Raw genomic sequence first — 25,840 nt, forward strand, 5'->3', positions numbered from 1 at the left:
AGCCGGCGCCGAGCGCACGGTTGTTCGCCGCGCCACTCGGCCGATGCGTACATCAATCGTGCAGTGGGCGCCTACAGCGCGGTGGGCAGCGGACCGCGGGCCGCCTCGTAGGCCGCACCCACCCGGTACAGCCGGTCGTCGGCCAGCGCAGGCGCCATGATCTGCAGCCCCACCGGCAGGTTGTCGTCCGGCGAGAGCCCCGACGGCACCGACATCCCGCAGTGCCCGGCCAGGTTCAGCGGCAGCGTGCACAGGTCGAACAGGTACATCGCCAGCGGATCGTCGACCTTCTCCCCCAGCGGGAACGCGGTGGTCGGCGTGGCGGGCGAGACCAGCACGTCGACGTTCTCGTAGGCCGCGTCGAGGTCACCGGCGATCAGGGTGCGGACCTTCTGCGCCTGGTTGTAGTAGGCGTCGTAATAGCCGGCCGACAGCGCGTAGGTGCCGATCATGATGCGGCGCTTGACTTCTGGGCCGAAACCGGCGGCTCGCGTCAGTGCCATCACCTCTTCGGCGCTGTGCGTACCGTCGTCGCCCACGCGCAACCCGAACCGCATCGCGTCGAAGCGGGCCAGGTTCGACGACACCTCCGAGGGCAGGATCAGGTAGTAGGCGGCCAGCGAGTGGTCGAAGTTCGGGCAGTCCACCTCGGTGACGTCGGCGCCGAGCGCGGTGAGCTGCTCGACCGCGGCGTTGAACGACGACAGCACGCCGGGTTGGTAACCCTCCCCGCGCAGCTGCTTGACCACGCCGACCCGCACACCGCGCAGATCACCGTTCGCCCCGGCGTGGGCGGCGCGCACGACATCGGGCACCTCGGCGGGCACCGAGGTGGAGTCCCGCGGGTCATGGCCGGCGATCACCTGGTGCAGCAGCGCGGTGTCGAGCACCGTGCGCGCGCACGGCCCGCCCTGGTCCAGCGAGGAGGCGCACGCGATCAACCCGTACCGCGACACCGTGCCGTAGGTCGGTTTCACCCCGACGGTCGCGGTCAGCGCCGCCGGCTGACGGATCGAGCCACCGGTGTCGGTACCGATCGCCAGCGGCGCCTGGAACGCCGCCAGCGCCGCCGCACTGCCGCCGCCGGACCCGCCGGGCACCCGGTCGACATCCCATGGGTTGCGGGTCGGCCCGTACGCGGAGTTCTCGGTCGAACTGCCCATGGCGAATTCGTCCATGTTGGTCTTGCCGAGGATCGGCATACCCGCGGCGCGCAGTCGCACCGTGACGGTGGCGTCGTACGGCGACCGCCAGCCTTCGAGGATCTTCGAGCCGCAGGTGGTGGGCATGTCGGTGGTGGTGAACACGTCCTTGAGCGCGATCGGCACCCCCGCCAGCGGCGACGGAAGACGCTCGTTCGCGGCCACCGCCGCATCGATGCGGGCGGCCTCGGCCAGCGCCTCGTCGGCGGCCACGTGCAGGAAGGCGTGGAAGCGTTCGTCGGTGTCGGCGATCTGGTCCAGGCAGGCCTGGGTCAGTTCGGTGGCCGAGATCTCCTTGGCGGCGATACGGCCGGCCAGGGTGGCGGCGTTCTCGCGGATCAGGTCACTCATTCGGGCTCCCCCAGGATGCGCGGGACGGCGAAGCGCCCGTCGACCGCCTTCGGCGCGGCGTCCAGCGCCTCGTCCTGGGTGAGGCCGGGCACCACCACGTCGGGGCGCATGACGTTGACGTCGGTCAGCGGGTTGCCGGTCGGCTTCACCCCGGTGACGTCGACGGACTGGATCGCGCTGACGTGGCCCAGGATGGCGTCCAACTGGCCGGCGAAGCTGTCGAGTTCATCGTCGCTCAGCGCCAGGCGGGCCAGTCGGGCCAGGTGGGCCACCTCGTCTCGGGAGATCTGTGACACGACCACGCAGCCTAGTCGTGCGGCCCGGCGGCGGTTCTCCCGAGTCGCCTCCCCGCCGGTCGCCGTGGGACAGTGGTCGCCGTGCCTTCCTACCTGCTACGGGTCGAACTCGAGGACCGGCCCGGCCGCCTCGGCTCGCTGGCCGTGGCACTGGGCTCGGTGGGCGCCGACATCCTGTCCCTCGACGTCGTCGAGCGGGGCGCCGGATACGCCGTGGACGATCTGGTCGTCGAACTGCCCGTCGGTGCGATGCCCGACGCGATCATCACCGCGGCCGAAAGCCTCACGGGCGTCTACGTCGACACCATCCGGCCGCACACCGGACTGCTCGAGGCGCACCGCGAACTGGAGTTGATCGACCACATCGCCGCGGCCCGCAGGGCGGCGCGCCTGCAGGTGCTCGCCGACGAGGCGCCGCGGATACTGCGGGTCGGCTGGTGCACCGTGGTGCGTCTCACGGAGTCCGGGATCCAGCGCATCGTGGGCAGTCCCGGCGCGCCCGAGACCCAGGCCGAGTCGGCGCCGTGGCTACCACTGACGCACGCCGAGGCGCTCGACGCGACCGAGGACTGGGTGCCGCAGGTGTGGCGCGACATGGACACGACGCTGGCCGCCGCCCCGCTGGGCGACCCCGGAACCGCGGTGGTGCTGGGCCGCCCCGGCGGACCGGCCTTCCGGCCCTCGGAGGTCGCCCGGCTGGGCTACCTCGCCGGCATCGTGACGACGATATTGAAATAGGGCCCTGCGGTGAGCTCTAGCCGCTCGCGGGCACCGGATAGCGGTCGTTGACGTCGGCGTTGGTGTCCTTGCGGGCGCAGTGGGCGCAGCAGAAGATCGCCTCTTCGGTCTCGATGCCGTGTCCGAGGATCCGGCATCCGCAGTGGGCGCATTCGGGCGCCAGCTGGGCCGCCGCGCACTCGATGCTGTCGAACGTCGCGCTGCGTCCGTCGGCCCACGTCACGGTGAACGCCTTGTCGTAGTGGTTGCCGCAGGTATCGCAGGTCGCCATGAAAATCCTCCCTTGGTCGTGATGACCGTCGATCTTCGTGACCATCTGGGTTCCCGCGCGGCCGCCCACCAAACCCCGCCGCGCCGTTTCACCCCTGCGCGACACGGGTATTGGAGGGGCCGGCGCCCAGCCCACTGCGCCGTCCCCGTTCCACCGACATGCGGAGGTTTTCTCGCGTGGCTCAAAAGCCGATCACCACCGGTCAGGACGTCGTCGACTACCTCGAGGCGCAACACGAAGCGATCCGGCAGCTGTTCGTCGAAACCCTCGACGCCGCCGACGCCGACACCAAACGTGAGGCGTTCACCCGGCTGCGGACGATGCTCGCCGTCCACGAGACGGCCGAAGAGATGATGGTGCACCCCCGGGTGCGCCGCAAGATCGAAGGCGCAGGTGCCGTCGTCGACGCGCGGCTCGCCGAGGAGCACGACTCGAAGGTCGCGCTGTCCGAACTCGAGAAGCTCGACATCGACACCGCCGAGTTCACCAAGGGACTCATCCATCTGCAGGCGGCCGTGCTCGAGCACGCCCAGAAGGAGGAGGCCGAGGAGTTCCCGCTGCTCACAGAGCATCTCGACGCCGAGGAGCTGCAGCGCCTCGCCGTGGCGGTCCAGGTCGCCGAACGCATCGCGCCGACGCATCCGCACGCCGGCGTGGAATCCGCGGCAGCGAACTTCGCGCTCGGCCCGTTCGCGTCGCTGATCGACCGGGCGCGCGACGCGCTGCGCGGCGCCGCCTAGGCGGTCCGCCCGAAAATCGCGCCGAGCCTTCCGGGCGGCGGCTGTTACGGTCGCATGGAGACCGACGACTCCGCCCCCCGGAAGGCTTTTGCGTGGGAACGTTCCTGATCGTGCTGGCCATCGCGCTGTTCGCCGGCGCCGTCATCGCCCTTGTCCTGGCGATGAAACGGTCGAAGAAGCAGACGCCTCAGGCGCAGCGCACCGATCCATTGAAGTTCGACAGCCCACAGCAGTTCGGGCCCCGTCAACTGGGGCCGGGCGCCATCGTCAGCTACGGCGGCGTCGATTACGTCGTGCGCGGTTCGGTGACGCTTCGCCAGGGTCCGTTCGTCTGGTGGGAGCACCTGCTCGAAGGCGGCAGCGAGCCGCTGTGGTTCAGCGTCGAGGAGGACGAGGGGCGCCTCGAGCTCGCGATGTGGACGCGCCGGCCCGATCTGCAACTGCAGCCGGGAGGCCCCCAGGTCGTCGACGGTGTCGGCTTCGTCGAGACCGAACACGGCGCCGCCTCGTACACGACCGAGGGCACCACCGGCCTGCCCGCCGGCGGCGACATGGAGTTCGTCGACTACGCCAACAGCGCCGGTGACACGTTCCTGGGTTTCGAGCGGTGGGCGCCGTCGATGCCGTGGGAGGTGTCCATCGGCCGCACGGTGCTGCCGGGCGAGCTCACCGTCTATCCGGCTCCTCCGGCCGGCTCCTAGAGGCGGCGCCTTGCCGTTCCATGAACTCGCCGTGGCGCCCGCCGACGTCGACGGTGCGGCGCTCGGGCTGGCCCTCAACGCCCCGGCCCCGACCCCGCTGGCCAGCATCGAGCTGGCACACCACCGCGCGGGCACACTGGTCCTGGGTGTGCTCGGCGCCTCCCACGTCGTCACCGTCGACCACCCGGACGGCCGGTTCAGTGAAGAGGTGTCGTGCTCGGCGCACGTCCACGGCCGCGCCCTCCCCGGGCGCCATGATGCGTCCGGATACCGCTTCCACAGCGAGACAACCCATTGCGACACAGCACATTTCGCAGCACTGGCAGCTCAGCTGCACGAACGCTGCCTCACCGATCGTGACACCCTCGGCGGCCGCTTTCCCGGTGACGACGCGGCGCTGACCGTCCTGCGCGCATGCCCCGACGGGCCGGGGTGGCGGTGGGAGACGTGGCACCTCTACCCCGCGGCCGACGGCGGGACCGCGGTGTACACGAGCAGCCGGTGGCGCCCGTGACCCGCACCGGCCTGTTCATTCTGTCCGGCGTCCTCGCCGTCGGCGGCGTGATCTGCCTGCTGCTCGGAATGTCGTTGATGGGCGGCAACATCCGCGACCACGTCGCCGACAACTACGCGCAGTACGCCCGCGACCGCGACGGCACCGACTACACGTGCAGCGGATCCCCGAGCGCGGTGGCCGACTCACTGGCCGCCCAGGTCCCTCCCGAAGCGCGGATGACCGACCGCGGTTCGACGTACCTGCGCTACGACGACGAGATCGTGATCGTCGGCCCGGACGGCACCCGCCCCTGCACCATCCGCGTGGAGGATCTGGGCGCCCGCTACAGCTCCGGCGGGTTCATCTTCCTCGGTCCCGGCTTCTTCCCCGGCTCACCGGCTGGTGGGTCGGGTGGCAGCCCCGGCGGTCCCGACGGTTCGAAGTGACACCCCCGACGAAGGAGAATCCGATGTACCTGGCCGTCGAGTTCGGCACCATCAGCGGTGAGAGCCTCGCCCAGAACGTGGTGGCCGCAACCCTGTACTTCGTGGTCGGAGCGCTCGTCCTGGCCGCGGGGTTCGCGCTGGTCGACCTGCTGACCCCGGGCAACCTGCGCACGTTGGTGTTCGTCGAGTACCGGCCCAACGCGGTGGCCGTCGCCTCCGGCATGTACGCCGCACTGGCCCTCGTCGTCGTCAGCGCGATCATCGCGAGTTCCAACGAACTCGCCCAGGGGCTGGTCGACGCCGCGGTCTACGGCATCGTCGGGGTGGTACTGCAGGGGGTGGCGCTGGTCGTACTCGAAGTCCTGGTGCCGGGACGCTTCCGGGACCTGATCGAGGCGGAGCGCCTGCACCCGTCGGCGATCGCGACGGCCGTCGTGCTGCTGGCGGTGGGAGGGGTGAACGCCGCCGCCCTGTCATGACCACGACGCAATCGCCTGCCGCCACCCCGGCGACCACCACCCGCTGGCGAGCGCTGCTGCTGGCCGCGGTCGCCGCCTGCGCCGCCTGCGGTCTGGTGTACGAGCTGGCACTGCTGACGCTGTCGTCGAGCATGCACGGCGGCGGCATCGTCGCCACCTCGCTGATCGTCGCGGGGTACGTGGCGGCGCTGGGGGCGGGTGCGCTGGCGGTCAAACCGCTGCTGGGGCACGCGGCGATCACGTTCGTCGCCGTCGAGACGCTGCTCGGGGTGATCGGCGGTCTGTCGGCGGCCGCGCTGTACGTGACGTTCGCGTTCATCGGCGGGTCGACGTGGGTGCTGGTGATCGGCACCGCGCTGATCGGCGGCCTGGTGGGCGCCGAGGTGCCGTTGTTGATGACGCTGCTGCAGCGGGGACGCACCGCCGGCGCCGCCGACAGCGGCCGGGTGCTGGCCAACCTGAACGCCGCGGATTATTTCGGCGCGCTCGTCGGTGGCCTGCTGTGGCCGTTCCTGCTGCTCCCGCACCTCGGCATGATCCGCGGCGCCGCGGCGACCGGGATCATCAACCTCGTCGCCGCGGCGGTCGTCGCGGTGTTCCTGTTGCGGCACATCGTTTCCGGGCGCCAACTGGGCGTCGCGCTGGGTGTGCTGACCGCCGCGCTGGCGCTGCTGGTCACGCTGCTGGTGCGCGCGGACGGCATCGAAACCACCACGCGCCAGCGGCTTTACACCGACCCGATCGTGGCGTTCGCCCGCTCCCCGTACCAGGAGATCGTCGTCACCAGACGCGGCGACGACATGCGCCTGTACCTCGACGGCGGGCTGCAGTTCTCCACCCGCGACGAGTTCCGCTACACCGAGAGCCTGGTCTATCCGGCGCTGAGCCAGGGGGCGCGGTCGGCGCTGGTCCTCGGCGGCGGCGACGGTCTGGCGGCGCGAGAGTTGTTGCAGGCGGGCCAGATCCGCGACATCACGCAGGTCGAACTCGATCCGGCGGTGATCGACCTGGCGCGTACCACCCTGCGCGAGGCGAATCGCGGTGCGCTCGACGACCCGCGGGTCACCGTCGTGGTCGACGATGCGATGACGTGGCTGCGCACCGCCGACCGCAGGTTCGACGCGGTGATCGTCGACCTGCCCGATCCGGACAACCCGGTGCTGGGGCGGCTGTATTCGACGGAGTTCTACACCCTGGTCACCCGCGCCCTGGCACCGGAGGGCCTGATGGCGGTGCAGGCCGGCAGCCCGTATTCGACGCCGACGGCGTTCTGGCGCACCGTGTCGACGATCGAGTCCGCCGGCCTCGCGGTCACCCCGTACCACGTGTATGTGCCCACCTTCGGCGACTGGGGTTTCGCGCTGGCCCGCCGCGGGTCGTCGCCGCCGACTCCGACGGTCCCCCAAGGCGTTGCCCCGCTGCGGTTCCTGAACCAGGACGTGCTCGACGCCGCCACGGTGTTCTCCGCTGACATCGCCCGCCGGCACCTGGAGCCGTCGACCCTGGAACACCCCCGCATCGTCGACGACATCCGCGCGGGCTACCGCTAGTCCGCCGGCGCCTCGGGTCCGTTCTCCAGCAGGCGGCGGAACCCGTCCTCGTCGAGGACCGGCACACCGAGTTCTATCGCCTTGTCATACTTCGACCCGGGCGCATCGCCGGCGACGACGTAGGCGGTCTTCTTCGACACCGATCCGGCGGCCTTGCCGCCGCGGGCGATGATCGCCTCCTTGGCCTCGTCGCGCGAGAACCCGGTGAGCGAGCCGGTGACCACGATCGACAACCCCTCCAGGGTGCGCGCGATGCTGGCGTCCCGCTCGTCGGCCATCCGCACGCCCGCGGCGCGCCACTTCTCGACGATCGCGCAGTGCCAGTCGACGGTGAACCACTCCTTGACCGCCGCGGCGATGGTGGGGCCGACACCTTCGACCGCCGCGAGCTGCTCCTCGTCAGCGTCGATGATCGCGTCGAGGCTGCCGAATTCGGTGGCCAGCGCCCGCGCCGCCGTCGGGCCGACGTGGCGGATGGACAACGCGACGAGCACCCGCCACAGCGGCTGGGCCTTGGCCTTGCCGAGGTTGGCCAGCAGTCGCCTGCCGTTGGCCGACACCGCACCACCCTTGGTGGTGAACAGGTCGGTGCGCAGCAGGTCCTCTTCGGTCAGCGTGAACAGGTCCCCCTCGTCGGTGAGCACCCCGGCTTGCAGCAGCGCGATACCCGCCTCGTACCCGAGGCCCTCGATGTCGAAGGCGCCGCGGCCGGCGACGTGGAACACCCGCTCCCGCAACTGGGCGGGGCACGAGCGCGAGTTGGGGCAACGGATGTCCGCGTCGCCCTCCTTGGCCGGCTTCAGCTCGGTGCCGCATTCCGGGCAGTGCGTCGGCATGACGAACTCGCGTTCGGAGCCGTCGCGCAGATCCACCACGGGGCCGAGCACTTCGGGGATGACGTCACCGGCCTTGCGGATCACCACGGTGTCACCGATCAGCACACCCTTGCGCTTGACCTCCGACGCGTTGTGCAGGGTGGCCAGCCCGACGGTGGAGCCGGCCACCTTCACCGGCTCCATGTAGGCGAAGGGCGTGACGCGACCGGTGCGGCCGACGTTGACCCGGATGTCGAGCAGCTTGGTCTGCGCCTCCTCCGGCGGATACTTGTAGGCCACCGCCCAGCGCGGCGCCCGCGACGTCGCGCCGAGCCTGCGCTGCAGCGACACCTCGTCCACCTTGACCACCAGGCCGTCGATCTCGTGTTCGACGTCGTGGCGGTGTTCACCCCAGTAGGCGATCCGCTCGGTCACCGCGTCGAGGCCCTGTACCCGGGTGGTGTGGGCGGAGACGGGCAGCCCCCACGCCTCGAGCGCGCGGTAGGCGTCGTGCAGCGATGTGAACGGGAACCCGCCAGGGCTTTCTATCCGGCCGAGCCCGTGGCAGATCATGTGCAGGTTGCGCCGCGCGGTGACCGCCGGGTTCTTCTGGCGCAGCGAACCGGCGGCACTGTTGCGGGGGTTGGCGAAGGGCGCCTTGCCCTCGGCGACCAGCCCGGCGTTGAGCTCTTCGAAGTCGGCGACCCGGAAGAACACCTCGCCGCGCACCTCGAGCACCTTCGGCACAGGGAACTCGTCGGACGGGGTGAGCCGCTCGGGGATGTCCTCGATGGTGCGGGCGTTGAGCGTGACGTCCTCGCCGGTGCGGCCGTCACCGCGGGTGGCGGCGCGTTCGAGCCTGCCGTCGCGGTACACCAGCGCAAGCGCCACCCCGTCGATCTTGAGCTCGCACAGGTAGTGGGCGTCCGCGCCGATCTCACTCTTGAGGCGCCCCGCCCACGCGGCGAGCTCCTCGGGGTCGAAGACGTTGTCCAGGCTCAGCATCCGCTCGAGATGCTCGGCCGGGGTGAAGTCGGTGGCGAACCCGGCGCCGCCGACCAGCTGGGTCGGCGAGTCGGGCGTGCGCAGCTCGGGGTGCCGGTCTTCAAGAGCCTGCAGGCGGCGCAGCAACGCGTCGAACTCCGCGTCGGTGATGATCGGCGCGTCGCGCACGTAGTACCGGAACTGATGCTCGCGCACCTCGTCGGCCAGCTCCTGCCATTCACGGCGCACGTCGGCATCCGGTGCGTCCTCGGCCTGCTGCGCCAGCGCCGCCTCGGCGTCTTTCGAGCTCACCCCCGAAGGCTATCGAAGCGGGCCGACAAAGATTTAGCCTGACGTCGTGCCGCATCCGATCATGTTCCGCGACGACGACCCGGGCCTGGCAGAGGTGCGCGAGATCGCGCTGGGCTTCCCGGAAGCCGTCGAAAAGGTGTCGCATGGCCGACCGGGGTTCTTCGCGTCGAAGATGTTTGCGATGTACGGCGGCAGCACCAGGGAGAGCGGCTCGATGGCCACCGTGCCGCACTGCGTGATGATCAAGGTCGACGAGTCCGACCGCACCGCGCTGCGGGCCGACGACCGGTTCTTCGTCCCCGCCTACCTGGGGCCGTCGGGCTGGCTGGGGCTCGACTTCGACCGGGCCGAGGTGGATTGGACGGAGGTGCGCGAACTGGTCGACGCCTCCTACCGGCTGGTGGCCGCACGCCGGCTCGTCGACCAACTCGACGGAGTGTGACCGCGCTGGGCACCGCTCATGGTTCGATCGGGACACCATGAGTTTCGCCAGCCCGTACCCCGCCGTCCAGATCCCATCGACCAGCGTCTACGACTACCTGTTCAGCGACGTCGGCGACACCGACTCGGCGCGGATCGCGCTGATCGACACCAGCTCGGGTGACCAGCTCACCTACGGCGAGATGCTCGCCCACATCGACGCCTTCGCCGGCGCGCTCGCCGACCGCGGCATCGGGGTGGGTGACGTGGTCGGCCTGCTCGCACCGAACAGTTCGGCGTTCGCGATCGCCTTCCACGGCATCCTGCGCTCCGGCGCGACGGCCACGACGATCAACGCGCTGTTCACCGCCAAGGACATCGCCAAACAGCTGACCGACTCGCAGGCCACGATGCTCGTCACCGTCACTCCGCTGCTGGCCCCGGCCGCCGAGGGTGCGGCCGCCGTCGGACTCGCCGACGACCGCATCGTCGTGCTCGACGGCCCGGGTGCGGTGGCCGACGGGCACCCCAACGCCGCCGACCTGATCGGTCCGGGGCTCCCACCACCCGAGGTAGATTTCGACCCGGCCACCCATCTGGCGGTGCTGCCGTACAGCTCGGGCACGACCGGCAACCCCAAGGGCGTCATGCTCACCCACCGCAACCTGGTGGCCAACGTCGCGCAGATCCGGCCCATCCAGGGCATGACGGCCGAGGACCGGATCCTCGCGGTGCTGCCGTTCTTCCACATCTACGGGATGACGGTGCTCCTCAATGCGGCACTGCACGCCCGTGCGGCGCTGGTGATCATGCCGAGCTTCGACCTCGGCCGGTTCCTCGCCAACATCGCCGAACACAAGTGCACGTACGCGTTCATCGCGCCGCCGGTGGCCGTGGCCCTGGCCAAGCATCCGTTGATCGACGAGTACGACCTCTCGTCGCTGCGGGGCATCATGTCCGGGGCCGCGCCGCTCGACGCGGACCTCGGCCACGCGGTCGCCGAACGCCTGGGTTGCGCGGTGGTGCAGGGCTACGGGATGAGTGAGCTCAGCCCCGTCAGCCACGTCACGCCGTTCGACGGCGGGGTGGAGTTCGTCGGCACGGTGGCGCCGCTGGCGTCGAGCGGATGGACCGTGCCGAACTCGGAGAGCCGGATCACCGACCCGGAGACCGGCGCCGAGATCGACATCCCCACAAGCGGTTTGAGTGCGACCGGCGAGTTGTGGTTCCGCGGCCCGAACGTGATGGCCGGATACCTCAACAACGAGAAGGCCACGCGGGAGACCATCGACGACGACGGCTGGCTGCACACCGGCGACCTCGCACAGGTCGACGAGCACGGCTGTGTCTACATCGTCGACCGGCTCAAGGAGCTGATCAAGTACAAGGGCTACCAGGTGCCGCCCGCCGAACTCGAGGCCGTGCTGCTCTCGCACGACTCGATCGCCGACGCGGCGGTCATCGGTGTCGTCGACACCGAATCCGGCGAAGAGGTGCCGAAGGCGTTCGTGGTGCGCCAGCCCGACGCGTCGCTGACCGAGGCCGAGGTCATGGAGTTCGTCGCGGGTCAGGTCGCGCCGTACAAGAAGGTCCGCAAGGTCGAGTTCATCGAGGCGATCCCGAAGTCGGCGTCGGGGAAGATCCTGCGCAAGGACCTGCGCCGCTGACCTGCCCCGCCCTGCGCCGAGACTGCTGGGAGATCGCCGTTTCGGCGGAATACGCGATCTCTGAGCAGTCTCGGCGCTCAGATGGCGTCGGGGTCCTCGGCGAACGCGTCGGCAGTCTTCTGCGTGAGTTCGACTGCGGTGCGGGCCCACTCCGGCGTGGCGGTGGCGAGCCCGCAGGCGGGGGTGACGCCGATGCGCTCGCGCAGTACGGCGCGGGGGAATCCGAGGCGGTCGGTGAGCGACACCGCCGTGCCGGCGACCTGCTCGACCGACGGGCGGACCGCGGGCGGGGTGCCCGGCACCACCCCGAGCAGGACCGTACGACCCGACTCCACGAACTCGCCAATGCCGTCGAGGTCCTCGGCGGTCAGGGTGCCGGCATCCACGGCGATCGCCTGTAATGTGCTGCGCTGAAACAGTTTCCACGGCAGTCCGACAGCGCAGCTGTGCAGCGCCACCTCCCCGCCGACGCGCGCGGCGCATTCGTCGAGCAGCTGGGTGGCCACCGCCTCGTCGACGGGATGCACCGGGGTGAAGGCCGTCACCCCGGTGAGGCGGCCGGCCAGGGCGGCGGGCAGCAGCGGTTCGTCGAACTGGGCGACGACGGGCGTGTCGAGCCGGCGCGCGACCTCGGCGCGGTGCAGGGCCATTCCCTCGGCCAGAGAGCCCGCGAGATCGCGGACGGCACCGCGGTCGGTCAGCGCGCGGTGCCCGCCGGGCAGCTCGAGTTCGGCGGCCAGCGTGATCGGCCCCGGCGCCTGGACCTTGACGGTGCGCCCCGATCCGCGCAGGCCTGCCTTCTCCCAGGCCTCCTCGAGCGCGTCGACGTCTTCGTCGAGCAGGCTCTTCGCGCGGCGCGCCGCCGAGCTGCGACCACTGGCGATGCGGTAGCCGCGGGGCACGATGTCGATACCGATGTCCACCAGCAGCGCCCCGGCGCGGCCGACCATGTCGGCGCCCACCCCACGCGACGGGAGTTCGACCAGGTGCGGCAGGGTGTGCAGCTCGCCGACCACCACTTCGGCGGCCTGCCGCGGGTTGTCTCCCGGCCAGGATCCGATGCCGGTCGCGGCGGCGTAAACAGTCACCCGGTGCACAGTATGCGACGCGGCTACGCTCGTCTCCAGGAAGGGGACGGCGATGACCGCACAGGCCAGGGCGCTGCTTGCGGCCGTTGCGGCCATGCTGACCGCCGGGTGCGTGTCGGCGGTGGGCGGCACCGCGGTCCGGCCGGTGCCCGGCCTCGACGACGACTCCCGCTCCCCCGTCGACGTCGACACCGTGCTGCTCGAGACGGCGCAGATGCAGGCGATCACCGGGGCCGGCGAGGCACTCACGATCATCCCCAGCATGGACGGCAAGATCCCGGTGGACATCGAGCCGCTGATGGAACAGATGCCCGAGCAGTGCGCGTGGCTGTTCGCCGAATCGCAGACCTTCGGCGACGAGGTCGAGGAATTCCACAAGACGACGTTCCAGAACCCGCCCGACGGTGGCCTGATCTCCCAGGGCGCCGCCGGATACCGCGACGCACCGACGGCGCGCCGTGCCTTCGACGGGCTCGTTGCGCTGGTGGACGGCTGCGCCACAACGGATTACGGACCGGCGTACATCGGCGAATGGGCGATGACACCCGACGGGGTGCACACCCGCCCCGGCGACTGCGGTCGCGATTACCGCCTCAAATCGGCGGTCCTGGTGGAAGTGACGTTCTGCGCGTTCACCGAATCGGTGCCCGACATCGTGATGACGAACATCCTGGCGAAGGTGCCGGGATAGCGGCGCGCCGGTCGCGCGAAACAGCATTCCCGGCTGTCAAGAGGTCTGGTTGACGACCAAGGCTTCACGTTCGCGCGGCGTCGTCCCACGTGAGCGTGCGGAGCTGACGACGAGAGCTGATACCGAGCTTCGCGAAGACCTTCCGCAGGTGCCATTCGACGGTGTGCCGACTGATGAACAGTTGGGCGCCGATCTCCTGGTTGGTCAGCCCGTCAGCTGCCAATCTGGCGATCTGGCCCTCCTGACCCGTCAGTTCGCCAGGAGAGCCGACTGTGCGACTCTGCACCTTCTCCCCGGTGGCGACCAACTCTCGGCGCGCACGTTCGGCGAACGCCTGGGCGCCCATCCTGCTCCAGCTCTCGTGCGCCTCGGCCAGATGGGTGCGCGCGTCGTTGCGTCGATTCACGCGGCGCAACCATTCGCCGTACGCCAGGTGAGTCCGGGCGACCTGCGGAGGGACGTCGGCGCGACGGAGCCGGTCGAGGGCCTCGGTGAACAACGCATCGGCGTCCTCGTCGGACGCCAGCAGCGCCTGGGCACCGGCGACCGCGCCGAGCCCCCAGTCGGTGCGACTGGTGCCGGCGCGGTCCTCCAGCTGTCGCAGCGCCGGCTCGGCCGCGCCGAAATCGCCCAGGCGGGCGGCGGCCTCGATGAGTTCGTACAGACACCAGCTGAAGAAGCCGAGATCTTCGTATTCGCAGCATTCGCGGGCCGCCGACAAGGCTTCCTCGTAACGGCCGAGTCCGTTGAACAAGACAGCGGCGGTGTAGCGGGTGAGACCGAACAACCGGCCTTCTCCCCTCGCCCTGGCGTCCGACGCGGCCGCCTCGATGGCCGAGGTGCCACGGTCGGCATCGCCGTGCCACGCCGCAAGCGTCAACGAGTGGTACGTGACCGGGCTGCTGCCCATCGATGCGGTGATCGCATTCGCCTCCTCGATGAGCGCTGCGGCGGTGGACAATTCCCCCGTGTAGACGTGCACACCGGCGCGGTAAGCCAGCGCCGGCGGCAGTACGGCCAACGCCCCGGCCTGCCGCGCCCGGTAGACCATCTCCGCGGCGGTCTGCTGCAGGATCGTGTCGTCCCACGTCTCGTGCGCCGCGGACTCCTGGGCGATCGGGAACGGCCAGTGCACCACCGGGCCGTCACTGTGGACATGGGTGTTCCACAGTTCGAGGGCGACACGCAGGTGCGCTGAGCCGCCGCCGGGGCCGTCGATGATGCGGCTTGCCATGCCGCTCAACAGGTAATCGATCGGGCGCTGCAACTCGGGCACCCGTTCGACGGCGACCAGGCCGGCCTGGGCGATCTCGCGCAGCCGGTCCGGCTCACCCAGCCGACCCGCGTACATGGCAGCGGTCAGCGCTTCCACGTAGGTGTCGCGGGCCAGCTCGTCGTCGAGGATCTCCAGCCCCTGCGCAGCCCGGAACAGTTGTGCCGCAGCGTCGCTGACGCGGGGCGCACCTGCGACGCCGCTGCGGCTCGCGACGAACTCCATCTGCGCGAGCATCCGCGCAACCTGCGCCTGTTGCAGCTTGGACAGCGGGGCGAGTTCGGCGATCGCGAGCAATCCGCGGGCGGCCTCCGGCAACCCGGCTTCCCGCTTGGCATGCGCGGCTGCGATCGCCCGGGATCCGCGCAGTGTGGCGTCGGCGGTCAGGACAGTGGCCCGCTCCAGAAATGCCGCAGCCGCCGCCACTCCGCCCCTTCGGTAGGCGCGGTCCGCCGAGGCTTCGAGCTCCGCGGCCACCCACTCGTCAGGACCGGCGGCCGCACTCGCAGCGTGCCACGCCCGGCGATCCGGATCGGTTTCGGGATCGGTGACCTCGGCGAGGGCCCGATGGATCTCGCGACGTTCGGCGAGCCCCGCGGCGCGATAGGCCGCCGACCGCATAAGCGGATGCCGGAATCGCACGTACGTCCCGAATTCGAGGACCCCGGCCGCCTCCGCGGGGCCCAGCGCGTCGGCCGGGATCCCCAATCGGGCGAGTGCGCGCAGGAACAGGGCCCCGTCGCCGAGTGGTTCGGCCGCCGCGGTCGCCAGCAGCGCACGAGTCTGCTGCGGCAGTGCCTGGGTTCGACGCACGAATCCCTCCTCGACCTCGCCCGCCGACGGCCGCGCACCGGCCGACCAGAAGCCGCCGGCGAGTTCGGCCGCCGTCACGTTGTAGGGCACCTCGAGCAGCGCCAGCGGATTGCCGCGCGTCTCGGCGATGATCCGCTCGCGTACTCGAGCGTCGATGCCTCCGACCACGAGCGACTCCAGCAGGGCACGGGCATCGGCGTCGGCGAGGCCCCTGAGCTCGATCCGCGGAAGGTCGGACAGGATGTCGGCGCCGTCATCGCGCGCCGCGAACAGCATCGCCACCGGCTCGGCGAGCAGACGCCGCGCCACGAAACCCAGCGTCTGCACGGAAACCCGATCCAGCCACTGCACGTCGTCGACGACGCACAGCAGAGGGCGATCCTCGGCGCCGGCGGCCAACAGGCCCAGCACTGCCAGCCCAACCAGGAAGCGGTCGGGCGCCGGACCGACGTCGAGGCCGAAGGCCACGCTCAACGCCTGCTGCTGGGGAGCCGGCAGCGAACCGAGATGCTCCATCAGCGGAGAGCACAGCTGCTGCAATCCCGCGAAGGCGAGTTCCATGTCGGATTCCACCCCGTCGAGCCGCAGGGTCTGGAACCCCGTCGCCGACTCGACGGCGTAGTCGAGCAGAGCGGTCTTCCCTGCGCCGGCCTCCCCTCGCAGCACCCGCACGCGCGACGCGCCCGAGCGGGCGGCCGCGAGGAGCTCGTCAAGCGCCGTGCACTCGGCCGTGCGACCGCGTAATGCTCGCCCAGGAACCTCGCCCGACATCCGTACCACCGCGTCTTGTCCAGCGGACCTCGACGGCTTTCGCCGGCCCCGCGGGCGGTCCGATCGGACGGATATTAACCGGCGCACGACACCGTGCGCATCGGCCGATCCCTCCCGTGGCCTCGGTCACGTCCGGATGACTCTGCGCCAAGACAGCGGTTCCCGCAGGTGGAGTACAGGAAGGAGTTTCCATGGAACTGCAGGGTCAACGAGCACTCGTCACCGGTGGCACCGCCGGTATCGGCCTGGCGTGCGCCTGGCTGCTGGCGGAGGCGGGCGCAGAAGTGACGGTCACCGGCCGCGATGCGGATCGTGGAACCGCCGTCGCCGCCCGCCATGAGCGGGTCCGGTTCATCGCTGCCGATATGGCCGATGCCGCTTCGGTGGAGGCGCTCGCCGATCAGGTCGCGGGCATCGATGTCCTGGTCAACAATGCAGCCACTTTCCCCGGCGCGATGACCGTCGAGCAGGGCGCCGCGGCCTATGTCCGCACCTTCGACACGAACGTCCGCGGCACGTACTTTCTGACCGCGGGTCTGGTCGCCGGGATGATCGAGCGAGGAGGCGGCAGCATCGTCAACATCACGTCAATGGTGGCCGCCAAAGGAGTTCTCGGCGCGTCGGTGTACAGCGCGTCCAAGGCGGCCGTCGAATCCCTCACGCGCACATGGGCCGTCGAGTTCGGCGGTCACGGCGTTCGGGTCAACGCCGTCGCTCCGGGGCCGACCCGAACGGAGGGTGTCGCGGCCGAATGGGGCGACACCAACGAGCAGCTCGGCGGCGCGTTGCCGCTCGGCCGCACCGCTGAGCCCGCCGAGATCGCCCAGGCGGTGCTGTTCCTCGCGTCCCCTCGGTCGAGTTTCATCACCGGCACCGTTCTGCACGTCGATGGTGGCGGGACCGCAATCTGACGTCGCACCAATCGCATTCGTGCCGCACAGCGAATGTGACGCAATCCGTGGCTGCTGGATGACTTTCCGAGTCGCCACGCGTTCCCGGAGACGGACGCCTTTACTCAGACACACTCACGAGGAGAACAACATGAGTTCGGTCAACATCGCAGGGCCCGGCCAGCAAGGGTTCGACGAGTTGGTTCCCTCGCGCTACGCGCTGCGGGTCGGCGACATCGAGGTGATCGTGATCAGCGACGGGGTGCTCCCGATTCCCGCGGTCACGATGGCGACCAACGCCGACTCGGCTGACCTCGCGGCCTGGCTCGAGGACATGTTCCTGCCACCGGACCTGCTCGACTGGCCACTGAACGTGGCCGTGTTGCGTAGCGGTGGCCGCACCATCCTCGTCGATTCCGGTCTGGGAACGGAGTTCCCGGGGTTCCCGAGGGCCGGACAGTTGGCCATGCGCCTGGACGCCGCAGGAATCGATCCGGGGTCCGTGACCGACGTGGTGCTCACCCACCTGCACATGGAACCACATCGGCGGGCTGCTCGTCGACGGACTGAGGGGCCGCCTGCGCCCGGATCTTCGGGTACACCTGGCCGCTGCCGAGGCCGAATTCTGGGAGGCGCCCGACTTCTCACGCACCTCCATGCCGGCTCCGGTGCCGGAGGTCCTGCGGTCGACCGCGACTCGATTCCTCGACGTATACCGCAGCCGATTGCGGCCGTTCGAGACCGAGTACGAGGTGGCGCCGGGAGTGATGATCTGCCGCACCGGCGGCCACACCCCCGGACACAGCATCGTGCGTCTGGAGTCCGGCAGCGACCGGTTGACCTTCGCCGGCGATGCGGTGTTCCAACCCGGGTTCGACAATCCCGGATGGCACAACGGATTCGAGCACGACCCGGAGGAATCCGCCCGCGTACGAGTGCGTCTGCTGAGTGAGTTGGCCGCCCGCGGTGAGCAACTGGTGGCCACTCACCTGCCCTTCCCGTCCGTCTGCCACGTGGCGGTCTCGGGTGACACCTTCCGTTTCGTACCGGCCGTGTGGGACTACTGACGACCGGTCAGAAATAGCCGCAACCCGGCAACCGCGTCTGCCGCACGTAGTAGGCCCCGAGAGCCTGCGCCTTGTATGACGCGGGGTTGTGCGAGGCCAGTGTGCGGATGTTGCGCCAGTGCCGGTCCAGCAGGTACGCCTGGCGCACCACCGAGGCGCCGCCGACGTCGAAGATCTGCGACGCCGACTTCTGGGCCAACCCGTCGATCACGATCTTGGCCGCGGCGGCCTGCCGTGACGCCTCGTGGGCGACGTCCAGCCCAGGATCGGTGCCCGCCACATCCGCGTCGAATGCGACCGCCAACGCATCGGCCGCCGCAAGCACCGTCGCCTCCGCCGCAAACGCTGCCGCCGCGATCTCCCCGATCTCGCGCTGCAGCAGCGGATCGTCCGGCGCCGACGGCGTCGGCGCCCACGCGAAACTGCGCGGACGCTGCAGTACATGCGCCACCGCGTCGGACCGAAGCGCCTGCAGCACACCGGCTTCCAGCGCTGTCACATACAGCTGGAAGAACGCCCCCGACAGATACAGCGCAGGCGGTTCGGTGTCGGCGTCTGGCGGCGCGAACTGCAGCAGCTCCTCGGCGGACACCGCGACGTCGTCGAAGATCGCGGTTCCCGTACCGGTGGCCCGCTGCCCCATGCCATCCCAGTCGTCGAGCACGGTGACCCCGGCACGGTCGGTGGGCACCAGTGCGATCACCGTCGCGCCCTCGGGGTTGCCGGCCAGCACCTCGGCGTAGTCGGCGTACAACGTGCCGGTGGTGAAGAACTTCTTGCCGTTGAGCCGGTAGCCGTCGCCATCGGGGGTGAGCTTCGTCTGCCAGGTGAACGCGCCCGCCGGCGTGGACCCCAGCTCGGTCGACGCATTGCCGACGATCTTCCCGCTCACTGCCAGGTCGACCGCCCGCCTGCGCTCGGCGCCGCCCAGCCGCAACCGCTCCTCGACTAACGCGAAGTGGCCACGCAGGATGTGTGCGACGTTGACGTCGGCCGCGGCCAGCGCGATCACCGTCGCGAACAGCTCACGCAGGCTCGCTCCGCCGCCGCCCTCCTCGCGGGGCACCCGCAGCGCACCCAGGCGCTCCTGCCGAACGAGATCGATCACGGCAAAAGGGCGTTCACCGGTGCGTTCCCGCTCCAGCGCGCCGGCGCCGATGTCGGCGAGCAGGGCGGTGAGTCGCTCGGATCCGTACGTGACGGGTTCGACAGCGGTGGATGTCATCGGAGTGCCTCCTGATCGACGCGGCGGTAGAGGGCGGCGCGGTGACTTTCGGGAAGTCGGGGCCCGCGGCCGAAGAGCTTGTGCCGCAGCGTTCCTTCTGTGTACTCGGTCTTGTAGGCGCCGCGGCGCTGCAGTTCGGGGATGACGTGGTCGGCGATGTCGACGAAGGTGCCGGGAGTGATCACGTTGGTCAGGTTGAACCCGTCGACATCGGTCTCCTCGACCCACTCCTGCAGCTCGTCGGCGACGCGTTCCGGCGATCCGACGGAGATCGCGCCGTCGACGTTGATCGCGTGGGCGTCGATGAAGTCGCGCAGCGTCCACTGACCCTGGCCGAACATCTCCACCGACGACTTCAGGAACTCGTTCTCGGTCACTGCCACCGGATCATCGAGGCTGAAGCGCGACAAGTCGGTGCCCAGCCATCCCGACCACAACGCCAGCGCGCCCTGTGGGTCGGTGTAGCGCCTGAAATCGTCGTACCGGGCCTGCGCGGTCTGGCGAGTGGCGCCGGTGACGACGACGTGGCTGTTGACGATCTTGACGTCGTAGGCGTCGCGCCCGGCGGCCACGGCACGCGCCCGGATGTCGGCGACAGCCTCGCGTAGTACCTCTTTGGTGGGTGCCCCGATGAACACCACCTCGGCGTTCTCGGCGCCGAACTGCCGCCCCCGCGTCGACGCGCCGGCCTGGTAGAGCACCGGTGTGCGCTGCGGCGACGGCTCACTGAGGTGAATGCCGGGGACGCGAAAGTGCCTGCCTTCGTGCCCGATCGGGTGGATCTTGGCCGGATCGGCGTAGTCGGTGCGCGTGGGGTCGGTGCCGACGGCGTCGTCCTCCCAGGAACCTTCCCACAGCTTGTAGAGCACCTCGGTGTACTCGTCGGCGATGTCGTAGCGGTCGGCGTGCGGGGTGATGGTGTCCAGCCCGTGGTTCCGGGCCGCACTCTCCAGGTAGCCGGTGACGATGTTCCAGCCCACCCGGCCTTTGGTCAGGTGGTCCAGCGTCGACATCCGCCGGGCGAAGGAGTACGGATGCTCGAACGACGTGGCGGCGGTGACGCCGAAGCCGAGGTGTGTGGTGACCGCGGCCATCGCCGGGACCACCAGCAGCGGGTCGTTGACCGGAACCTGGGCGCCCGCCCGCAGCGCGGCCTCCGGCCCGCCGGCGTACACGTCGTAGATGCCCAGCACGTCGGCGAGGAACAGCCCGTCGAACAGGCCCCGTTCGAGTATCTTGGCCAGCTCGGTCCAGTACTCGATGTCCTTGTACCGCACCGCTTGCGACTCGGGATGCCGCCACGTGCCTGCGACGATGTGCGCGACACAGTTCATGTCGAACGCGTTGAGGACGATCTGGCGGTCCCTCACGGTTGTCACAGTGCGGCTCCTGGAGCGGATGCGGGCAGGCTCGCCAGCAGGTTTCGGGTGTACGGGTCACGTGGGTTGTCGAAAATTGCTCCGGCGCTGCCGGATTCGACCACCGCACCATCGCGCATCACCAGCACCCGGTCGGCCATGTGGTGGACGACGCCCAGGTCGTGGGAGATGAACAGGTAGCTAAGACCGAGCTGTTCCTGCAGGTCGGTCAGCAGGTCGAGCACTTGGGCCTGGATGGTCACGTCGAGCGCGGACACCGGTTCGTCGCACACGATCAGCGACGGTTCCGGAGCCAGCGCCCGGGCGATGGCCACCCGCTGGCGCTGCCCGCCGGACAACAGCAGCGGGCGGCGGTCCAGGTGGTCTGCCCCCAGCCCGACGTCGTCGAGCAGTTCCAGCGTGCGGGCGGTGCGGGCCGTGTCGGTCGGGTAGGACCGGGCGGGCAGTGCGTCGCCGATGATGCGCCGCACCGTCCAGCGGGGATCGAATGAACTCAGCGGATCCTGGTACACCACCGAGATCCGTCGTCGCCGCAGCCGGCGCTGCGATTCGGGCAGGCCACTCCACGGTTCGCCGAACAACCGCACCGTACCGTCGTCGGGTTCGGTCAGCGCCAGCGCCATCCGCGCCGTCGTGGTCTTCCCCGAACCGGATTCCCCGACGATGCCGAGCGTTTCGCCGACCCCGATCCGGAACGACACACCCGACACCGCCGTGCGCTCGACCCCGTCGGGACCCCGGAAGCGTTTGACCAGATTCTGGGCCTCCAGCAGGATCCCGCCCTGCGGGGTGTCGGGATGCCGGACGGCGTGCACCGTGCGCGGCGGCTGGGCCGAGAGCCGGGCGCCCCTGCGGTGTGCGGCTGGCACGGCGTCGAGCAGGGTCTGAGTGTACGGATGCGACGGCACGGCGAGCACCTCGGCAACGGCACCCTGTTCCACCAGCAGACCGTTGCGCATCACCGCGACGCGGTCGGCGAGGCGGCTGACCACCGCGAGGTCATGGCTGATCAGGATCAGGCCGGTGCCCCGGTCCTTCATCGCCGCCAGCAGATCGAGGATCTGCGCCTGGATCGTCACATCCAGTGCGGTGGTGGGTTCGTCGGCGATCAGCAGCGGCGGGTCGAGTGCGATGGCCGACGCGATCAGTGCGCGTTGCCGTAGCCCGCCGGACAGCTCCTGGGGTAGTTGCCTGGCCCGCAGCTCGGGTTCGGGGACGCCGACATCGGCCAGCAGTTCCAGCACCCGCGCCCGACGGGCGGCGCGGCCCCCGAACCGGTGCAGCCGCAACGTCTCTGCGATCTCGTCACCCACCTTGCGGAGCGGGTCGAGCGAAACGAGAGCGTCCTGCAGCACGAATCCCGCCTGGCGACCGCGGATACGCCGCCAGTCGCGGTCGCGGTGGCCGAGAAGTGAGACGCCGCTGAGTTCCAGCCGGGTGGCCGCGACCTCGGCGTCGGCGCCGGCCAGCCCGAGCAGGGTGCGTGCGGTGACGCTTTTACCGGACCCGGATTCACCGACGATGGCGAAACATTCGCCGGGCGCGACATGGAAGGACACGCCGCGCACCACCTCGCGACCACGGAACCCCACGGTGAGGTCTTCGACGTCGACCAGTAGGTCGCTCACGTCAGCCGCCCTTCGAGTCGTTGTTGCAGGTAGCGGCCCAGCACGGTGACAGCCAGGGTGCAGCCGACGATCGCCAGCCCGGGAAACAGTTCCAACCACCACGCGGTGGAGACGAAATCGCGGCCGGCGTCGAGCATCGCGCCCCATTCCGGGGCCGGTGGTGCGACGCCCAGCCCGAGGAAGCTCAGCGACGACGCCCATACGATGGACTGGCCGACACCCATGGTGCCGAGCACCACCAGGGGTCGCATGGCGTTGGGGAACACATGCCGGGTGATGATTCTGCGCCGGGAGTGGCCGAGCGCTGTTGCGGCGTTGACATATCCGGAGTCCTTGACCGCGATCACCTGGCCACGCACCATCCGCGCGTAGCCGACCGCCGAACCGATGGCGACCGCGAGGATCTGGGTGACGACGCCGGGGCCGAACATCGCGATGAACAACAGCGCGATCAGCAGGCCGGGAATCGACAGCACCACCTCGATGAACCGGCTGATGGCACCGTCGGCGAAGCGGCCGCCCAGGCCGGAGGCGAATCCCAGCACGACGGCGGCGATCAACGCCAGCGCGGTCGCACCGACACCGATGGCCAGTGAGCTCTGCGTGCCGTAGACCACGCGGGTGAAGATGTCGCGACCCGAGGCGTCGGTGCCGAACCAGTGCTCGAAAGACGGTGGCCGGAGCGGATTCTCGATATCGGTGTCGTAGGCGGTACCGCTGGTGAACACCCCGGGGGCGACCGCCCAGGCCAGCATCAACGCCAGGTAGGCCGCGGCCAGGATCACCGCGGGCCGCAACCGGCGTCCGACGCGGGCGGGGGCGCTGCTCGCAACGGGTCGGGACAGGGCCAGTGTCATCGGGCCCTCCGCAGCCGCGGGTCGACCCGCACGAAGCCGAGATCGACCAGCAGGTTGGCCAATACGTAGACCGCGGCGACGAACAACGTCACCCCGATGACGACCGGCATGTCCTTGCTGGTGACCGCGTCGACGAGCACCCGGCCCAGGCCGGGACGGACGAACACCGACTCGACGATCACCGCCGTCGAGAACAGCGAACCCAGCGCCCATCCGGACAGGGTCAGACCCGGCAGGACCGCGTGACGCAGGGCATGGCGCCAGCGCACACCCCAGTCGCTCATCCCGCGGGCACGCGCCGACACCGCGAACGGTTGTTCCATGGCCGAGGAGAATTCGTCGCGGGTGACCTGGCCGAGAAATCCGGCAAGCGGCAGCGCCAACGTCAGGGCGGGCAGCACCAGTCCGGCGGGTCCGTCGTCGCCGACGACGGGGAGCAGCCGCAGGTGGATCGCGAAGACCACCAGAAGAACGATGCCGAGCCAGTATTGGGGCAGTGCGGCCAGAAAGGTCTCGACTCCCGATCCGATGCTCGCCAGCCGGCGCCCCCGATGCGCGGTGAGCAGCGTGATCGTCACCGCGATGACCCACGCCGCGACCAATGACACGACCGTCAGCGTCAGGGTGGGGCCGAGATGGTGGCCGATGATGTCGGCGACGGGCTGCTTGAGGACGTACGACGTGCCGAGCTCACCGCGCAGCAGGCCGCCCAGGAAGTGCAGGTACTGCACGACCGCCGGGTCGTTGAAGCCGTACTGCTCGTTGACCGCGGCCAGCTGCTCCGCGGACGGTTTCGAGCCCGCACCGCCCAGGATGGTCTGAGCGCGGTCGCCCGGCATGAGCGACTGCGCGATGAACGTCAACGTGGCCGCGCCCCACAGCACGCCGATCACCCCGGCGACGCCGACGAGCGCCCGCCGCACCTCGACGGGGGTGCGGCGGGTGACCGCTGCGGTCAGGCTCACGGTGCCAGCCAGGCGTCGTGCAGCACGGGCTCGCCTTCGGACGGTTCGATCCAGACGTCCTGGAGTTTCTTCTTCGCGACCAGGCGGGTGGTCACCGGGTACAGCCCCAGCTGATAGGCCTGCTCGGCGACGATCTGCTGCGTCTGGCCGTAAAGACGTTGCTGCGCAGCGGTATCCGTGGTGGCAGCGGCCGCGCGGACCCGCTCGTCGATCTTCGGGTTCTCGACCCAGCTCATGTTGTTGCCCGGGGCGGCCCTGAGCGAATCCGAGGAGTAGACGATCGACAGCACCGCCGGGGTGGGGCTGTTCCAGTACGCGCCGGTGAGTCCGTCGTAGGCGTTCTTGTCGGTGAACGCGGCGAAGTACTGGTCCTGGGGCAGCGGTTTGAGGACGACGTCGAAGCCGATCTCCTTCTCGGCGGACTGGATGTTCTGGAACAGCGTCACGTCCGCCGGCGGGGTGTCACCGGTATCCGACGAGTACACCAGTTCGGCGGTCAGGCGCTCACCGTTCTTGGTGCGGTAGCCGTCGGCATCACGCTGGCTCCAGCCGGCCTCGTCGAGCAGCTTGTTCGCCTTCTCGGGGTCGTGTTCGTAGAAGCTGCGCAGGTTCTTGTCGAAGTACGGCGTGGTCGACGAGACGGGCCCCGGCTCCCAGTCGAAGACGCCGAGATAGGCGCTCTTGACCGCGGCCTCGGCATTGGCGCCGTGAATGAAGGCCTGACGGACCTTTGTGTCGTTGAAGGGTGCACGCGTGGTGTTGAGCGCGACGCCGTTCGGCAGGCCGGTGTGGGTGAACTCCTGCAGCGACAGGTTCGGGTCGGCGTTCAGGGCCGCCTCTTGCTGCGGGGGCGGGTTGAAGATGATGTCGGCGTCGCCGCCCTGTACCGCGGCGAACCGCACCGAGCCGTCCTCGACGAATTTCCAGCTGATGTGGTCGAGGTAGGCCGGGCCCTGATGCTTGGCGTCGGCCGGGGCCGAGTTGTAGTCCGGGTTGCGGTCGAGTTCGACGCTCTGGCCGCGGTTCCAGGCCTTGACGATGAACGGTCCGGTGCCCACCGGGGACTGGCAGTTCTCCTCCAGTCCGCGGGCCATCGCCTTCGGCGACTGGATGCCGAAGAAGGCCTGCGAGATCACCGGCAGCAGAGCCGAATACGGCTTCGACAGGGTGAGCTCGAAGGTGGCGGGGTCGACGGCACGCGAGGATTGGTAGTACGGCCTGAGGTAGCCCGCGTCGGTGAGCGACTGGGTGGCGGGGTCGAGCATGTGCTCGAAGTTGGCCTTCACGGCCTCGGCGTCCAGCGGCGTGCCGTCGTGGAACCTCACGCCCTGCTTGATCGTGAAGGTGTAGACCCGGCCGTCGGGTGAGACCTCCCAGGATTCGGCCAGCCACGGCACGACGCTGCCGTCCGGGCGCTCGGAGACCAGCGAGTCCAGGTACTGGCGCGCGACGTAGGTCTGCGGCATGTCACCGAAGCTGTGCGGGTCGAGGCAGGTCGGTTCACGGTCCGTGGCGTAGACGATGGAGCCGCCGCTGACCGGCGGACCGGCCGCCGCCGACGAGGAGGAGCTGTCGGATCCGCCGCCGCATGCGGTGAGCAGTGCGGCAGTCAGCGTCACTGCGGGCAGGAGGCGGGCAGCACGGAAGGCAGGCATCGAGGGTGTGGGTACTTTCGCTGGACTGCGCGCGCGTTGGTCAGGCCGGCGACGCATCGTGAACTGGGGC

23 protein-coding genes and 1 pseudogene are annotated in these 25,840 nt (G+C 69.8%); 12 read left to right on the forward strand and 12 right to left on the reverse strand.

Annotation, left to right across the window (positions count from 1 at the left end):
• Positions 1 to 71: 71 nt before the first annotated feature.
• On the reverse strand, positions 72 to 1,553 hold the full coding sequence (gatA, locus tag G6N30_RS11915) for an Asp-tRNA(Asn)/Glu-tRNA(Gln) amidotransferase subunit GatA (RefSeq protein WP_134053004.1): 1,482 nt from the start codon (positions 1,551 to 1,553) through the stop codon (positions 72 to 74).
• Positions 1,550 to 1,849: an Asp-tRNA(Asn)/Glu-tRNA(Gln) amidotransferase subunit GatC gene (gene gatC, locus G6N30_RS11920; protein ID WP_134053006.1), complete on the reverse strand. Its 300-nt coding sequence runs from the start codon at positions 1,847 to 1,849 to the stop codon at positions 1,550 to 1,552. Before gatC ends, gatA begins: the two co-directional genes overlap by 4 nt.
• Positions 1,850 to 1,921: 72 nt before the next feature.
• Here gatC and G6N30_RS11925 point away from each other — a divergent pair, with 72 nt between their 5' ends.
• Complete coding sequence (locus G6N30_RS11925; RefSeq protein ID WP_134053008.1) at positions 1,922 to 2,587, forward strand: ACT domain-containing protein; 666 nt, start codon at positions 1,922 to 1,924, stop codon at positions 2,585 to 2,587.
• 16 nt (positions 2,588 to 2,603) lie between these two features.
• On the opposite strand, the gene G6N30_RS11930 is transcribed toward G6N30_RS11925, so the two are convergent.
• Positions 2,604 to 2,858 (reverse strand): metallothionein, encoded by a 255-nt coding sequence (locus tag G6N30_RS11930; protein WP_134053010.1) that lies wholly within the window; start codon positions 2,856 to 2,858, stop codon positions 2,604 to 2,606.
• Positions 2,859 to 3,016: 158 nt separating this feature from the next.
• On the opposite strand from G6N30_RS11930, the gene G6N30_RS11935 reads away from it, so the two are divergent.
• From G6N30_RS11935 to G6N30_RS11960, 6 genes are all read left to right on the forward strand, one after another.
• Positions 3,017 to 3,598, forward strand: coding sequence for a hemerythrin domain-containing protein (locus G6N30_RS11935; protein ID WP_134053012.1), 582 nt, complete (start codon positions 3,017 to 3,019; stop codon positions 3,596 to 3,598).
• Positions 3,599 to 3,690: 92 nt separating this feature from the next.
• Positions 3,691 to 4,299: a DUF4178 domain-containing protein gene (locus G6N30_RS11940; RefSeq protein ID WP_179965581.1), complete on the forward strand. Its 609-nt coding sequence runs from the start codon at positions 3,691 to 3,693 to the stop codon at positions 4,297 to 4,299.
• 10 nt (positions 4,300 to 4,309) lie between these two features.
• Entirely contained in the window at positions 4,310 to 4,813 is a 504-nt protein-coding gene (locus tag G6N30_RS11945) for a DUF2617 family protein (RefSeq protein ID WP_134053014.1), read from the forward strand.
• Entirely contained in the window at positions 4,810 to 5,241 is a 432-nt protein-coding gene (locus G6N30_RS11950) for a DUF4247 domain-containing protein (RefSeq protein ID WP_134053016.1), read from the forward strand. The genes G6N30_RS11945 and G6N30_RS11950 overlap by 4 nt, the downstream gene beginning before the upstream one ends.
• A 23-nt stretch (positions 5,242 to 5,264) precedes the next feature.
• Positions 5,265 to 5,720, forward strand: coding sequence for a DUF350 domain-containing protein (locus G6N30_RS11955; protein ID WP_134055203.1), 456 nt, complete (start codon positions 5,265 to 5,267; stop codon positions 5,718 to 5,720).
• On the forward strand, positions 5,717 to 7,270 hold the full coding sequence (locus G6N30_RS11960) for a polyamine aminopropyltransferase (protein ID WP_134053018.1): 1,554 nt from the start codon (positions 5,717 to 5,719) through the stop codon (positions 7,268 to 7,270). Before G6N30_RS11955 ends, G6N30_RS11960 begins: the two co-directional genes overlap by 4 nt.
• On the opposite strand, the gene ligA is transcribed toward G6N30_RS11960, so the two are convergent.
• On the reverse strand, positions 7,267 to 9,354 hold the full coding sequence (gene ligA / locus G6N30_RS11965) for an NAD-dependent DNA ligase LigA (RefSeq protein ID WP_134055205.1): 2,088 nt from the start codon (positions 9,352 to 9,354) through the stop codon (positions 7,267 to 7,269). The two genes, G6N30_RS11960 and ligA, sit on opposite strands and share 4 nt — an antisense overlap.
• Before the next feature lie 73 nt (positions 9,355 to 9,427).
• Between ligA and G6N30_RS11970 the strand changes: the two genes are divergently transcribed.
• Positions 9,428 to 9,823: an MmcQ/YjbR family DNA-binding protein gene (locus G6N30_RS11970; RefSeq protein ID WP_234880109.1), complete on the forward strand. Its 396-nt coding sequence runs from the start codon at positions 9,428 to 9,430 to the stop codon at positions 9,821 to 9,823.
• A 37-nt stretch (positions 9,824 to 9,860) separates the two neighbouring features.
• Positions 9,861 to 11,468 (forward strand): 4-coumarate--CoA ligase family protein, encoded by a 1,608-nt coding sequence (locus tag G6N30_RS11975; RefSeq protein WP_134053020.1) that lies wholly within the window; start codon positions 9,861 to 9,863, stop codon positions 11,466 to 11,468.
• 77 nt (positions 11,469 to 11,545) lie between these two features.
• Here G6N30_RS11975 and G6N30_RS11980 read toward each other — a convergent pair whose 3' ends face one another.
• On the reverse strand, positions 11,546 to 12,556 hold the full coding sequence (locus G6N30_RS11980; RefSeq protein WP_134053022.1) for a uroporphyrinogen decarboxylase/cobalamine-independent methonine synthase family protein: 1,011 nt from the start codon (positions 12,554 to 12,556) through the stop codon (positions 11,546 to 11,548).
• A gap of 52 nt (positions 12,557 to 12,608) precedes the next feature.
• On the opposite strand from G6N30_RS11980, the gene G6N30_RS11985 reads away from it, so the two are divergent.
• Entirely contained in the window at positions 12,609 to 13,247 is a 639-nt protein-coding gene (locus G6N30_RS11985) for a sensor domain-containing protein (protein ID WP_134053023.1), read from the forward strand.
• A 64-nt stretch (positions 13,248 to 13,311) separates the two neighbouring features.
• Here the strand turns inward: G6N30_RS11985 and G6N30_RS11990 are convergent, their stop codons facing one another.
• Positions 13,312 to 16,104: a helix-turn-helix transcriptional regulator gene (locus G6N30_RS11990; RefSeq protein ID WP_134053025.1), complete on the reverse strand. Its 2,793-nt coding sequence runs from the start codon at positions 16,102 to 16,104 to the stop codon at positions 13,312 to 13,314.
• Positions 16,105 to 16,295: 191 nt separating this feature from the next.
• Here G6N30_RS11990 and G6N30_RS11995 point away from each other — a divergent pair, with 191 nt between their 5' ends.
• Together G6N30_RS11995 and G6N30_RS12000 are read left to right on the forward strand one after the other, a co-directional pair.
• Positions 16,296 to 17,015, forward strand: coding sequence for an SDR family NAD(P)-dependent oxidoreductase (locus G6N30_RS11995; RefSeq protein WP_134053027.1), 720 nt, complete (start codon positions 16,296 to 16,298; stop codon positions 17,013 to 17,015).
• A gap of 130 nt (positions 17,016 to 17,145) precedes the next feature.
• Positions 17,146 to 18,061 (forward strand): annotated as a pseudogene (locus G6N30_RS12000) (MBL fold metallo-hydrolase).
• 7 nt (positions 18,062 to 18,068) lie between these two features.
• On the opposite strand, the gene G6N30_RS12005 reads toward G6N30_RS12000, so the two are convergent.
• The 6 genes from G6N30_RS12005 to G6N30_RS12030 are packed head-to-tail and all read right to left on the reverse strand — an operon-like array spanning position 18,069 to position 25,770.
• The gene (locus G6N30_RS12005) at positions 18,069 to 19,286 is read right to left on the reverse strand and encodes an acyl-CoA dehydrogenase family protein (RefSeq protein WP_134053029.1); all 1,218 of its coding nucleotides are present in this window, start codon (positions 19,284 to 19,286) and stop codon (positions 18,069 to 18,071) included.
• A complete protein-coding gene (locus tag G6N30_RS12010) occupies positions 19,283 to 20,620 on the reverse strand; it encodes an LLM class flavin-dependent oxidoreductase (protein WP_134055209.1) in 1,338 nt (445 codons plus the stop codon). Before G6N30_RS12010 ends, G6N30_RS12005 begins: the two co-directional genes overlap by 4 nt.
• 41 nt (positions 20,621 to 20,661) lie before the next feature.
• Positions 20,662 to 22,293 (reverse strand): dipeptide ABC transporter ATP-binding protein, encoded by a 1,632-nt coding sequence (locus tag G6N30_RS12015; protein WP_134053030.1) that lies wholly within the window; start codon positions 22,291 to 22,293, stop codon positions 20,662 to 20,664.
• Positions 22,290 to 23,150, reverse strand: a complete 861-nt coding sequence (locus G6N30_RS27230) for an ABC transporter permease (RefSeq protein WP_134053032.1) — start codon at positions 23,148 to 23,150, stop codon at positions 22,290 to 22,292. The genes G6N30_RS12015 and G6N30_RS27230 overlap by 4 nt, the downstream gene beginning before the upstream one ends.
• Positions 23,147 to 24,115: an ABC transporter permease gene (locus G6N30_RS12025; protein ID WP_134053034.1), complete on the reverse strand. Its 969-nt coding sequence runs from the start codon at positions 24,113 to 24,115 to the stop codon at positions 23,147 to 23,149. Before G6N30_RS12025 ends, G6N30_RS27230 begins: the two co-directional genes overlap by 4 nt.
• Complete coding sequence (locus G6N30_RS12030) at positions 24,112 to 25,770, reverse strand: ABC transporter substrate-binding protein (RefSeq protein WP_134053036.1); 1,659 nt, start codon at positions 25,768 to 25,770, stop codon at positions 24,112 to 24,114. The genes G6N30_RS12025 and G6N30_RS12030 overlap by 4 nt, the downstream gene beginning before the upstream one ends.
• Between the last annotated feature and the right edge of the window lie 70 nt (positions 25,771 to 25,840).

Source organism: Mycolicibacterium litorale (genome assembly GCF_010731695.1).
Classification (GTDB): domain Bacteria; phylum Actinomycetota; class Actinomycetes; order Mycobacteriales; family Mycobacteriaceae; genus Mycobacterium; species Mycobacterium litorale.

Excerpts from the sequence above, each read along its gene's own strand:
- G6N30_RS12005 (WP_134053029.1), bottom strand. The coding sequence starts at position 19,286 with ATGACATCCACCGCTGTCGAACCCGTCACGTACGGATCCGAGCGACTC.
- gatA (WP_134053004.1), bottom strand. The coding sequence starts at position 1,553 with ATGAGTGACCTGATCCGCGAGAACGCCGCCACCCTGGCCGGCCGTATC.
- G6N30_RS11930 (WP_134053010.1), bottom strand. The coding sequence starts at position 2,858 with ATGGCGACCTGCGATACCTGCGGCAACCACTACGACAAGGCGTTCACC.
- G6N30_RS12030 (WP_134053036.1), bottom strand. The coding sequence starts at position 25,770 with ATGCCTGCCTTCCGTGCTGCCCGCCTCCTGCCCGCAGTGACGCTGACT.
- G6N30_RS27230 (WP_134053032.1), bottom strand. The coding sequence starts at position 23,150 with ATGACACTGGCCCTGTCCCGACCCGTTGCGAGCAGCGCCCCCGCCCGC.
- G6N30_RS11955 (WP_134055203.1), top strand. The coding sequence starts at position 5,265 with ATGTACCTGGCCGTCGAGTTCGGCACCATCAGCGGTGAGAGCCTCGCC.
- G6N30_RS11990 (WP_134053025.1), bottom strand. The coding sequence starts at position 16,104 with ATGTCGGGCGAGGTTCCTGGGCGAGCATTACGCGGTCGCACGGCCGAG.
- G6N30_RS11960 (WP_134053018.1), top strand. The coding sequence starts at position 5,717 with ATGACCACGACGCAATCGCCTGCCGCCACCCCGGCGACCACCACCCGC.
- G6N30_RS11975 (WP_134053020.1), top strand. The coding sequence starts at position 9,861 with ATGAGTTTCGCCAGCCCGTACCCCGCCGTCCAGATCCCATCGACCAGC.
- G6N30_RS12010 (WP_134055209.1), bottom strand. The coding sequence starts at position 20,620 with ATGAACTGTGTCGCGCACATCGTCGCAGGCACGTGGCGGCATCCCGAG.
- G6N30_RS11995 (WP_134053027.1), top strand. The coding sequence starts at position 16,296 with ATGGAACTGCAGGGTCAACGAGCACTCGTCACCGGTGGCACCGCCGGT.
- G6N30_RS11935 (WP_134053012.1), top strand. The coding sequence starts at position 3,017 with ATGCGGAGGTTTTCTCGCGTGGCTCAAAAGCCGATCACCACCGGTCAG.
- G6N30_RS11985 (WP_134053023.1), top strand. The coding sequence starts at position 12,609 with ATGACCGCACAGGCCAGGGCGCTGCTTGCGGCCGTTGCGGCCATGCTG.